Here is an 11,938-nt window from a genome sequence, read left to right on the forward strand (position 1 = left end):
CAGAAAAGTGAAATGCGGACAATTAATGCACACTCATCTACTTCTAGAATGTAGGTCGGGCGAGCGTAGCGACTCCCGACGCAATGATAATGTGCATTTGCTATGTGACTCTCTACCGCTGTGGGCACCATGACATCGCCAAGCTCCCAATACAAGAAAGCCCGACTCGAAAGAGCCGGGCTTTTTTACGTCTACAGAAAAGTAAAAATACATTCCAGGTATTATTCGCACAGTCTCCACCACTTCCGTAGCGTGGGTTGAGTATCACGAAACCCGCGGCAAAAGTCCACTACAGAACTCACACTCTTTGTACTAAAGCCTTCAATTTCAGTTTTAATAGCTGTTTAGCATGCTAAATCCGCTATTGAAAAGTGCTCTTTTATCCCAAGCTATAGTTATAGAGCATCTACACACTTATTTATGGCGAGTTTCTATGTTAAATAAACAAAGGCATATTTACACAAAAGAGCAGATTCGCTCTTATGAGGGAGAGGCGGCTAAGCAACGTGGAATAGATTTATTTACTTTAATGCAGCGAGCGGGAGAGGCAGTATACAAGCAGTGGCAGTCTTTTAACGCTAAGCTTACTTTAATTATTGCAGGTAATGGTAATAATGCGGGTGATGCTTACATAGCCGCGCGTTTAATTAAGGACTCTGGTGCAGAGGTTAAAATTTGCGCTATAGACCCTGCTAAAACACTCAGTGGTGATGCTGCTAAAGCGAAGCAGCTATGGCTTGATAATGGTGGCATAGTTAACGAGTTTGCAAAGAGTGATTTAGATTGCTGCGACTGTGTGATTGATGGGTTACTAGGTACTGGGCTTAATTCACCTGTTCGCGAAAATTATTGTGAGATTATTACTGCCATCAACCAAAGCGAAAAGCCTGTTTTAAGTATCGATGTTCCCTCAGGGATTGATGCAAATACAGGTGAAGTATTAGGCGCAGCTATTCAGGCAACCAAAACGCTTACTTTTATTGCGATTAAACAAGGCCTTTCTTCAGGGACAGGTAAACAGCATGCCGGTGAGTTGATTCTCGATGAATTAGCAATTGAAGATACTTTTAGTCAACTCGCTTCACCTTGTGCTCACTTGATAAATATAGACAGCTTTAAACGCTTGGGCTCTCGGGCTTTAAATAGCCATAAGGGCAATCATGGCAAGTTATTATGCGTAGGGGGCAACCAAGGTACTGCGGGTGCAATCAGGCTCAGTAGTGAAGCTGCGCTACGAGCAGGTGCAGGGATGGTGAAGGTTTATACGCACCAAAGTTCTATTATGCCAATAAGCATAGGTAGGGCAGAGTTAATGGTCATGAGTGAAAACCTTGAACAGGCTTTAGAGTGGGCAAGTTGTGTTGTACTTGGCCCTGGACTTGGGCAGGATGAATGGGCTAAAAAAACGTTTTGCACTGTAATGCACTATTGCCAAGAGCACAATACGCCGCTTGTACTTGATGCTGATGCACTTAATTTATTAGCTGAAAATGCAAGTGCTTATACGTTGGCTCAATGTGTCCTTACTCCGCACCCTGGTGAGGCGGCTCGGCTCATTAGCAAAAACACCTCTGAAATAGAGTCAAATAGGTTTGAAAGCGTGCGACTATGCGCAAAACGGTATAATGCTACTTGCATATTAAAAGGCGCTGGGTCTTTAATTGATAACGGTAAAAGTACTTGGGTGTGTGAAAATGGTAACGCAGCACTTGCCGTGGGAGGGAGTGGCGACGTACTTACAGGTATTATTGGTGCATTGCTTGCTCAAGGGCTTAGTATCGATGAAGCAGCGCGATACGGGGTAACTCTTCATGCTCGAGCAGGTGAGGTTGCGGCTGAAGAGCAAGGGCAGCGCGGCATGCTACCCTCGGATTTATTTCAAATAGTCAGGTCGTTAATCAACTAAGTATTTAGCTCTGTTGAATAAGATCCCATTTGTTACCATAGAGATCTTCAAATACGGCCACCGTACCGTAAGGCTCATTACGAGGCTGCTCATGAAATACTACGCCATTTTCTAGCATGCTTTCGTAGTCGCGCCAAAAGTTGTCAGTGTTTAAAAATAGCCATACACGGCCACCTGCTTGATTGCCAACAGCGTTAAACTGCTCTGGCTCTGTTGCTTGTGCAAGTAATATGTGTGTGCCATTTGAGTTGGGTGGAGTTATTAACACCCAGCGTTTTCCATCACCTAAATCCGTATCTTCCACTAATTCAAAGCTTAATTTTTTTGTATAAAATGCGATTGCTTCGTCATAGTCTTTTACAACAAGAGCAATACTACCTATATGCTGCTTTGGCATAACTTAAAAACCTTAAGTTGTTTTATGTCGGTGTATTTTCACATATCAATACAGGGTTGAATAGTATAGGTAAATGTTTATTAAAGCTTATTTTAAGAGGAGATATACGTTATACATTGGCTTCGCATATAGGGTTAGTAGTAAAAGGGTTCACTCTATTTTAAACCTTAGAGCATGCTTAAAGCGACCTTAAAGAGTGTTTTAATTTACGTAGCTAAACTGGCTTACTCATCTTCATTAGTAGGGTCGTCACCTGAGTCTTCTTTTCGTTTACGCTGCTCTTGCTTGGCCTTTTGAACATTTTCATAAGTAGGGGGTGGAATAGGCATAAGTGAAATTAGTGGAAAGAACGCTAAAAATAAATACGCTCCTTTAGACATGCTCTTACCCCATATAACGAGCTTAAGCATAATCCAGGCAATAAATACCACTAACCCTGTTATAAGTGATACCAAAATAAAGAAGGTGATTATTTCATTATTATTAAGCAAATCCTTTTACCTTTAATCCAATAACTCATGGTATAGATGTGGAGATAAATTAAGCAATAACAATAGGCTTGTACTAAAAAGCAAAAACCCAGCCGAAGCTGGGTTTTTATATAAGCAAGGTGCTTAAAGGAGGATGATCACATCATGCCGCCCATTAGCTTGTTTTTAAAGGGGTGAAAGCCTAATTTCTAAAATATACCCCAACTTATACCCCACTTTTTGTATGGGTGCATTGTTGTAAGTTCATACCTATGAAATCAGTTTTTCTGAGAGAAGTAAAGAATGACATTCCCCATTATTATAATTAGCTCTTAGCGTTCTAAATATCAAAAATGCGTATTCTTAATAAAGTATTGACTGCATTATTTAAAGGTACTAATTAATTTCGTGTGTTATATATGTACTGACCTCATAATATGAAGCTGTGTACTTAAGCAGTGAGCAATTATTTAAGAGTATCAATTTAATGGCCAGTTTAAGCCGCAGTTAGGGTAGCCACTATAATCTAAAAAGGAAATATTACATTATGAGTTATAAAGATTTTAATAGTTATGAAGCTATTATACATGCGATACAGGAATACAGGTCACTAGGGCGTGAAGAGTATCTTATGAAGTATAGAGGTAAAGCTACAGCATCCAACAGCTTTACCTACTTTGTTTGCTACGAAGGTCTATTGTATGAATGTAAGCCTATTTTTCTAGGTGCATACTTTCATCAATTTGGTAAACATTTAGAAAATACGAGTACTAGCGGTGTTAAAGGATCCATAAAACCTATATTGGAAAGTTTAGGCTTTTCTGTTTACTCTGGCGTTGATAGCGAAGTACCTGAAGACATTGCTGAATTAATTGCAGAACAGCCAAAGAGAGCTCCAATATTCGTTAACCGAATCATTAGGAACTCACAGATCGCAGAAGATATAAAAGAACTATATGGTCACAAATGTCAGATATGTGACGAAGTATTAGAAACACCAAAGGGGTTTTATGCTGAAGGGGCACATATAAAGCCATTAGGCTCTCCTCATCATGGTCCAGATACTAAAGAAAATCTATTGTGCCTTTGTCCAAATCACCATGCGCTTTTTGATAAAAAAGCTATTGTTATTCATGATGATTATACAGTGGAGTTTATAACATGCCCCCAAGGCAAAGAAATAAAATTGACAGTTCAAGCTGAACATAAAATTGATCAAGCTTTAGTCAAATATCATAGAGAAGAAGTTTAGTAATTTAAATTCTTGCCTCTAAAGAGATGTAGTAGCTCATATCCGATCTTACAGTTTAAAAGAACGAGGTTAGACTTCGCCTGACAGGCGGCTTTGAGCGATAAGCGGTCATTGAGATTGGCTAAATATCGTCGTTAATTGATTAGCCAAACTGCGCTTTGCGCATATATTCATGTAGATGAGCGGCAAGCGCATATTGTTCAATTTAACATTAGTTAAAAGTTTTAGAAAACATAGAGATAGTAATATCTTAGGTTATTTGTTAAAACATACAATGTAGATAAATGAGCGTGGAGTCGGCAGAAATATGCGCGATGAGCGCACTATTATTGTTATGTGAGCGCGTACTGAGAGAGCATGAGCTATATCAATGAGTAAATTGAAGGGGAAGAATAAACACGGGCTTTCTAGATATATCCCCAAAGAAATCAAGGCGTCTATTCGTAGGGATGCAGGGTACGGCTGTGTTTTCTGTGGTTGTGTATTAGTCGAATATGAACATATCGAACCAGAATTCCATAATGCTTTGAAGCATACGTCTGAAAAAATGACAATTCTTTGTCCTATGTGCCATGACAAAGTAACAAAAAAAATTATTTCAAAACAGAAAGTCTGGGAAGCTAAGAGCAACCCGAAAGGTTTAGAGCAAGGATATGTAAATGATACGCTATTTCCTAACACTGATACCCTAGATTTCCTGTTAGGAAATATGCGATATCAGAATATGGGGATTGCAATTACGCTCCACGGGAAGCCACTTTTTTGGTTTGAGGAACCCGAAGATAAGGGAGATCCTTGTACGATTTGTTGTATTTTTTACGGACTGGACGGTTCGCCGATAGCGTACATAAATCGAAACGAATATATAGCATTAGTAGGAAGTTTAGATGTTGTCAGCGTCGGTACAAAATTAAAAATATCCGACAAAAAAACGGCTGTATTTTGGATATTTCTAGAATTGGTGGCGAACCACTTCATGTGGAGAGTCTCTATACGCAGCTTCACGATATAAAGTTAATAATTAAGGGTGCTGACAGTCCGGTTCTTTTTGGAAATATAGACGTTCCTGAAGATAAACTGGGAGGTATTGGTTCTCTTACGCTAGCGGGCCAAGGGCTTGAATCAAAAGCAGTTGCTCTTGGCGGTATTCCCAGTAGAAAAATTGGTGATACATTAATAACTTCGGTTTATTCATGCCTATATGGTACACCGATCAGAAATAGTTCAGGGCAGCACAAGGGCTGGCTTGTTAATGGTAACCTTATAAATTTCAATGGTGAACAGGTAGGTGTAATTAAAGATGGAAACGCTTTTTCTTTAACGGGTGAATTTGTTTCATTCTTAAAAGACGACAAGCTTACTTTCCCCAATGATCAATATGAGGATGGTGAGCCGATATATATAAGACCCGGTAGCCGTGCGGGTTGGGCCGTAAAAATGGTCCCTGAGTATGATTTAAGCCATAGGTTCTTTGGGTTTTGAAAATTCACATAACAAGCCGCTCCAGCCTGACGTCTGGTACTACGCGCCTTTTGTGTTACTCGCTGGCGCTCAAACAATAACACAAAATTCGCTCCATACCAGCCGCAGCTGAGCGGAGCGTTAAATGCCTAAAGGATTTATGAGCATAATTTCCGAAAATGACATAAGAGAATTCATTGAACCTTATATTGGAAAAGTGGTTAGTCGTGTCCGTCAAGGTCATGGTAGTGCCATTTTCTTAGAAGTAGATGATCTAACAATTATGATCGAATGGAGTTGGAGAGTTGAAAAAGGTAATCAAATTGCTTTTGGTAGTTGGTCGGAAGAAAGTGCTTTTAAAAATCATTTAGCGACATTAAACGGTTTATTTCTTTCTAATATTTCATTTCAATCTAGGCTCCCTGAAGTCGTTGTCGAGTTAACTGACAATACTTGGGTGTGTTCATTCTCTACAGTAGAAGGTGATCCTGAATGGGCTTTAATTACACCTACTAATACTTTACTGTCAAAAAGTGGTTGTTTAGCTTTCGAGTAAACGGCACTTAACAAGTTGCTTAAACGGACACAAACAGCTGGCTGTGCTTCGTTCCTCGCTATTATAGCCAGCCATTTTTAGCCGCTTAGCAAAGCGTTATATGTAAAAGGAGTAATTCATGGCAGAAGAAAAAAATAGCATTGATGCTTCTATAGAGGCATTGGATGCTTATATAGAAAAAAACAAAGATGAAGGACATCGTATATTCTCATATTTGAGGATGTTTAGCATAACCATTTTAATGGTCATCCTAATGCTCTACATTATTCCGCTATATATGACTGCCGCTAAACTTGATTCTGCTTTAGCTTCAGCAAAAATACCGGACGTAGTGCTATATGGTCTATTTGCCATATTTGTCGTTGTATTCGGTGTAGTGATGGCTATTTATCGTTTTCATTTAAACGAAATCTCTAGGACTGAGCATTATAAAATTGGTTTCATGCGTATACGTGTAGCAGCTAATAATTTTGATAAAGAGGGGTTTAATTCAGAAGTGCGCTTATCGCTTACTGCTGATGCGTTCTCTTACCAACCTAGTTCAGTATTCTCTGGCAAAGAGAAGAAGGTTGAGAGTCCGCTTCCCGGACATCCAACTTCTGATTTATCAGCTGTTGTACTTAATAAGCTTTTGGATGGCCTTGAAGTTAAGAAGAAACAGTAACATATAACAAACGCATCAATTAGGGCGCTCGCAAGCTCGCGCCTATTACGCGGGAGTTACGAACGCCCTCTCATGGCACTTCTGCGACTGTCAGATTTGATTAAGTCCTAACAGTCAAAGCTGACAGATAAAGTTAATACTTATTTAAAAAGACTGTGTGGTTATGTAGTTATATAATCTGACTTTGAAAGATCTATTGAGTGGTGCTAATTATGATGAGTTACGAGTCAACCATGACGAGTTACGTGCCAACCATGACGAGGTACGTGTCAACCATGACGAGGTACGTGTCAACCATGACGAGTTACGTGTCAACCATGACGAGTTACGTGTCATCCATGACACGCAAGTATTTTACTTTTTTGGTTTTTTTATTAAAAAACTTAATGAGCTTATTCTCTACATTACTTTTATTTATAATTTTATAATTATTTATAATCGTTATATTAATTTATAACATATTGAATTCTTTCTGTAATATTTAAATATGGTTTTAATTCACGTTTTAAAAATAATTTATCATATGGATGCTATAGTTAACTTCGGTAAGGGTGAGGTTGTTTTTATATTTAAATCTAGCCTTACTTCTTACTACCGGGTTAACTGAGTTTACCCCAGAGTTAGAGCTGAACCTATTCTTGGGGGGAACTAACCCTGCTATTAGTATTGCTGTACTTTAGTACCTTACTTCTGAATTATAAGAATAGCTGAATCCTACTTTTGAAATTACTTAAGTCGTTTATTCAAAATCGTCACTTAAATTGCTGCTGCTTTTAATACATATAGCCCCTGCATGATTTAGCCATATCTAAAATTAACTCACCTAATCTAGTGGACTAGCTATTGATGAGAGATACCTCTCACTTTTGAAATGATCTCCTGTAAACACTTTTGAAACCTTATATTATTCTTTGGCTTGTTGGTTTTCAGCAAGAGTAAATTATTAATCTATAAGGTTAAATTATGAAATTTAAAAATAAAATCATTCGTTTGAAAGAATTAAGGGAGGAGCTACAAGTTAGTAAAAGTACCTTATGGCGCTGGCGGCTAGACCCTAACTTTCCAAAACCTATTTTACTAGGCTCTCGCTCTGTAGGCTTTTTTGTAAAAGATGTAGATACGTGGCTTCTTACGCGTAAAAAGATGACTGAGAAGGGGCAAGTTAAATAATCAGTTCTATTTGTCTCTAGACATTATGCACGGTTTGTATTTTTTCAAAAAATAAAATTAAAAAAGCTAAACTTAACAACAACATAAGAAAACCGATATGTAATACATAATAACTAAAATTAAGTTTTAAGTTATTAATTTAGAAGAAGAAATCAAGGTTTTCAATTATGAGTGAAAAATTAGAAAAAGCGGTAACTATAAGATTTACAAGAGATGATTACAGCAAATTAGAATTTAAAGCAGAAAATGAGGGGACAACAATAGCGAGTATTATACGCAAATCTTGCCTAAATTATTTTGAGCAACAAAAAATAGAAAACCACTTAACTCTAATGGAGCAAAGGCAAAGACAACTTTTGATAGAAGTAATCTCTGTAATGCTAAATTTGAACGAAGATGAAAAAGAGGAGGCCATTGATCGTCTAATTGAAAATGGAATTAAACTTTAGTGATTTCAATATCGAAGCAATCTCGGCTGGATTATTACATTGAAAATGATCATCAAACCAACACGAAGCCTTTAGATATTCTTTATACGGGGGCAGTTTCAAAGGCGTTGAACTTTAAACCAAAAATGTATTTTAATGAATTAAAAAATATATTTTCAGGATGTGATATCCATGGCAAGCAGCTCATTGGCTCCGTAAAGAGTAAAAAAGTAGAAATATTGGATATAGTTTTTAACGCGCCGAAACCTATCTCTAAAGCTTTTGTACGAGTTGATGATCTATTTCAAAAACGTATAGACGAAGCCCAGTTTCAAGCTGTCCTAGGGGCTCTAGAGTTTCTGGAGTTAAAAGTGTCTTTTACTAGAACTGGGCAGGGAGGTAAAAACCTAAAAAAAACAAAGGGCTTTGCAGCATTGTTGTTTAAACATTACGAGTCAAGGGAGGGGGATTTTCATTTACATACGCATGCACTTCTTTCTCGGTTAACTTTGAGAGAAGATGGTAAGTGGGCTAGTTTGCATTCACACCTTATATACCGCTGGCAAAAAGCCGCTGTACAAGTTTATAGAGCTTTATTAGCCAGTGGCTTAAGAGAGTTAGGCTTTAAAATAATTAGGGTAGATGAAACAGATTGTTTTACATTTTCAGGGAGCAATCTTGATATTTGTAGGCTTTTTTCTAAGCGAAGTGAAGGCATTAATAATAAACTAGAAGAGATGGGTCTTGAAGATAGTAGCCCTGAAGTGAAAAACAAAGTTTCACTTTATTCAAGAAAACCAAAACAAAAAAAGATTTTGACTAGTCAGATAAATACTTGGCGTATGGCTTTGAACGAGCTAGGTTACACTGAAGAAGAGCTATATAAAAATCTGAATACAGAAAACGTACCGACTATAGAGGCCTTGCCTGTAGTTTTAATTATCAAAAAACTGACACTATCAAATGCAATTGTAGATATACGCAAAATATATGAAATAGCAGCAACTGAAGCTCAGTTCTTTCATGTGAACTTATCCGAAATCTTGAATACTGTAGAGGCTATCCTCAACAATACAAGACTTTTAGGGCCGGTTATCAATTCAACCGGACAGGAAATTTACACAACAAAGCCTATGTTGCGGTTTGAAAACGAGCTAGTTGGTTTGGCTGATTCATTGCGAGGTAATAATAACTATCGGCTTTCTGAAAATGTTATCAAGCAAGCAATTAGCAAGCAAGAATTAGAGCAGGGGTTCAAATTATCATTAGAGCAAAGTTGCTCAATACAGAAGCTTACCAACACAGGATTAGAAATTTTACAAGGCAGGGCCGGAGCTGGTAAATCTACATCTATGAAGGCATTGCGTATAGCTTACGAACTATCAGGATATAAATTAGTGGGCGCTACAGTATCTAAAGCAGCAGCGACTCAGTTGGAAGCCGAAACAGGTATAAATAGTTGTACCTTCGAAAAGCTATTAATTGAAATTAAACATAAAAATAATAAATTTACTAATACGGTAATATTAATTGATGAAGCTGGGTTAGTTCCTTCATTAGATTTATTAGCGCTATTAAAGGAAATAAAGAGATCTGGTTCTAAATTGGTTTTAGTAGGCGAAGTTGAGCAGTTACGTGCTATTAACCATGGAGGGTGTTTATTATACTTGTCCAAAAGATATGGCTTTACAAAGTTACAAACTATATATAGACAGCGTGAGAATTGGGCTAAAAGTCTTGTAACAGTATTGAGATCTGGTGACTCAATAAAAGCACTTAAAATAATGATTGCAAAAGGACTATTGCATATAGCCGAGACTAGGGAGCTTGCTTTGGAGAGATTGATAAAACGTTGGTCAATCTATGTAGATACGAATCCAAAAAAAGATTGGTTAGTTATAGCTTATAGCTGGAAAGATATTCAACCTTTGAATGAATTTATTAGAAGTGAATTACAGCAAAGAGGTTTGCTAGGTGAAGAGGATATAAAGGCTAATTGTGTTGTTTCTGAGAGGTATTTTTTGCAAAAATTTTCAAGCCACGATCGTGTCAGGTTTACTAAAAATACGCCTGAACGAAATCTGATAAATGGCCAACTTGGCATTATTAAGGAGGTTAAAGCTATCAATTCGGATATTCTTTTTACTATAAAAAAAGACTCTGGTGAAGAAGTTACATTTTTAAAATCAGAATATTCTAACGAGCAAGGCGCACTTCAGTTAGTACATGCATATGCTTTTACGGTATACAGTAGTCAGGGAAGAACGATCGATGGCGACACTTTTGTATTTTATAACAAAGCAATGGATAGGGCAGCCTCTTATGTTGCAGGCTCAAGACACAAAGATCGTTGTCATTGGTTTGTAGATGGTAATAGTTTAGATGTGCAGAATGCTTTAGATGCAGTAAACGAAAAAGTCCAAAACCAAAACCCTATTAAAGTAAAAAGGCTTGCTGAATATATGAGTTCTGAACGCTCAGAAGTAATGGCTTTAGAGTATTGGAACAATACAGCTTAACATCGTTATAATTTTTTATTATTAAGAAACAAGTTTTTAAGGTGTAATAATATATATGGATAAAGTTCGTCAAGAAGACCTACAAAGAACGGCCCAAGTGGCATTAAAAACTTTTTTTAATATAATGAAAGCTTGGCAGATAGAGCCTTATAAGCAAAAAACATTGCTAGGTGCCAAAGGTGCTCATATATATGAGCAGTGGCAACAAGGGTGTGCTGGAAGCCTCAGTGAAGACGTACTAATAAGAATCTCTTACGTCATCGGCATTTATAGAGGGCTAGGCTTAATATTTAATGACCGCTTACAAGCTGATAGTTGGATAAATAAACCTAATGAGCACTTTGATGGATTATCGGCACTTGAATACATCCTTGATGACGTAGATGAGGGTTTAAAGAATGTGCGTACTTTAATAGATATCATTTAGGTGAATTGCAACAACTACATTCAGATGTACTAGCTCAGACTTGATCTGATAGTTACCCGTTTTTCAATCGGTGACTGTCATTTTAGATTTGAGCTAAATTCTTCTCAGCCCAAATCGATTTCCCATCTAATAATGTTTCCAATGGCGTTCTGCCACAGCACATTTTTCCTTGATGAGTTCGGTCATTATTATAATAAATCATCGATTCGCCCAGATCCTTTTGTAATTCCCCTAACGAGCTTTACGGAATGTAATTTGATAAAATTCATGAGTATAACTTTATGGAAACGTTCGCAGATACCATTTGTTTTTGGTGACATAGCTTTGGTTTTTGTGTGATCGATATCTGTACTCACCAGCTTTCACTAGACAGTTTTTAACTCAAAATAGTACGCATCTTCAAACTGCTGTTACAATACTTGCATTTAAATTGATGCACATAATCTATCGTTTTTTGAGAAACGAAATGCTGCTATGGTGAGCTAAATATTTAAATAGTGCGATGAGCTAATTGCATTCGTTATGATGATAGTTTTCTTGTTAGCTTAATAAAGTTGAGCTATGCCATGAAAATCACGAGGCACAATAGCATCTATTTTATAGCTAAAATTTGAATCGCCCCGAGTTCATCGGAGACCAGTTTGTTTAAGTCAGGCCACTTTACCTGACTCGTTTAAATTATCATAGT

The 11,938-nt window shown here is 37.4% G+C and carries 12 protein-coding genes and 1 pseudogene; 10 read left to right on the plus strand and 3 right to left on the minus strand.

The genetic code is table 11. The annotated features are described in order from the left end of the window. Nucleotides 1-433 precede the first annotated feature (433 nt). Nucleotides 434-1,906 carry an NAD(P)H-hydrate dehydratase gene (locus MSC25_RS20170; protein WP_248444451.1) on the plus strand — a complete coding sequence of 491 codons (1,473 nt, stop codon included), beginning with the start codon at nt 434-436 and terminating at the stop codon, nt 1,904-1,906. A 4-nt stretch (nt 1,907-1,910) separates the two neighbouring features. Here the strand turns inward: MSC25_RS20170 and MSC25_RS20175 are convergent, their stop codons facing one another. Beyond that, nucleotides 1,911-2,303 carry a VOC family protein gene (locus MSC25_RS20175; RefSeq protein ID WP_004587679.1) on the minus strand — a complete coding sequence of 131 codons (393 nt, stop codon included), beginning with the start codon at nt 2,301-2,303 and terminating at the stop codon, nt 1,911-1,913. 224 nt (nt 2,304-2,527) lie between these two features. Continuing rightward, nucleotides 2,528-2,713 (minus strand): hypothetical protein, encoded by a 186-nt coding sequence (locus tag MSC25_RS20180; RefSeq protein WP_052026262.1) that lies wholly within the window; start codon nt 2,711-2,713, stop codon nt 2,528-2,530. Nucleotides 2,714-3,320: 607 nt separating this feature from the next. On the opposite strand from MSC25_RS20180, the gene MSC25_RS20185 reads away from it, so the two are divergent. From MSC25_RS20185 to MSC25_RS20225, 9 genes are all read left to right on the plus strand, one after another. Beyond that, entirely contained in the window at nt 3,321-4,025 is a 705-nt protein-coding gene (locus MSC25_RS20185) for an HNH endonuclease (RefSeq protein ID WP_138578977.1), read from the plus strand. 370 nt (nt 4,026-4,395) lie between these two features. Next, the gene (locus MSC25_RS20190) at nt 4,396-5,037 is read left to right on the plus strand and encodes a hypothetical protein (RefSeq protein WP_248444453.1); all 642 of its coding nucleotides are present in this window, start codon (nt 4,396-4,398) and stop codon (nt 5,035-5,037) included. Further along, on the plus strand, nt 4,968-5,507 hold the full coding sequence (locus MSC25_RS20195; RefSeq protein ID WP_248444455.1) for a hypothetical protein: 540 nt from the start codon (nt 4,968-4,970) through the stop codon (nt 5,505-5,507). The genes MSC25_RS20190 and MSC25_RS20195 overlap by 70 nt, the downstream gene beginning before the upstream one ends. Before the next feature lie 124 nt (nt 5,508-5,631). Beyond that, the gene (locus tag MSC25_RS20200; RefSeq protein WP_138578981.1) at nt 5,632-6,042 is read left to right on the plus strand and encodes a hypothetical protein; all 411 of its coding nucleotides are present in this window, start codon (nt 5,632-5,634) and stop codon (nt 6,040-6,042) included. A 118-nt stretch (nt 6,043-6,160) separates the two neighbouring features. Further along, the gene (locus tag MSC25_RS20205) at nt 6,161-6,706 is read left to right on the plus strand and encodes a hypothetical protein (RefSeq protein ID WP_138578983.1); all 546 of its coding nucleotides are present in this window, start codon (nt 6,161-6,163) and stop codon (nt 6,704-6,706) included. 963 nt (nt 6,707-7,669) lie between these two features. Next, nucleotides 7,670-7,876, plus strand: coding sequence for an AlpA family phage regulatory protein (locus MSC25_RS20210; RefSeq protein WP_138578985.1), 207 nt, complete (start codon nt 7,670-7,672; stop codon nt 7,874-7,876). A gap of 167 nt (nt 7,877-8,043) precedes the next feature. Continuing rightward, on the plus strand, nt 8,044-8,325 hold the full coding sequence (locus MSC25_RS20215; protein ID WP_138578987.1) for a hypothetical protein: 282 nt from the start codon (nt 8,044-8,046) through the stop codon (nt 8,323-8,325). Then, complete coding sequence (gene mobF, locus MSC25_RS20220; RefSeq protein ID WP_248444457.1) at nt 8,325-10,823, plus strand: MobF family relaxase; 2,499 nt, start codon at nt 8,325-8,327, stop codon at nt 10,821-10,823. The genes MSC25_RS20215 and mobF overlap by 1 nt, the downstream gene beginning before the upstream one ends. A 55-nt stretch (nt 10,824-10,878) precedes the next feature. Beyond that, the gene (locus MSC25_RS20225) at nt 10,879-11,250 is read left to right on the plus strand and encodes an MbcA/ParS/Xre antitoxin family protein (RefSeq protein WP_138578992.1); all 372 of its coding nucleotides are present in this window, start codon (nt 10,879-10,881) and stop codon (nt 11,248-11,250) included. Nucleotides 11,251-11,332: 82 nt separating this feature from the next. Here the strand turns inward: MSC25_RS20225 and MSC25_RS20230 are convergent. After that, nucleotides 11,333-11,597: pseudogene (locus MSC25_RS20230) on the minus strand (integrase core domain-containing protein); the annotation flags it as partial. Nucleotides 11,598-11,938: the final 341 nt, after the last annotated feature.

This window comes from Pseudoalteromonas sp. 1CM17D (assembly GCF_023161805.1).
Taxonomy (GTDB): Bacteria; Pseudomonadota; Gammaproteobacteria; order Enterobacterales; family Alteromonadaceae; genus Pseudoalteromonas; species Pseudoalteromonas atlantica.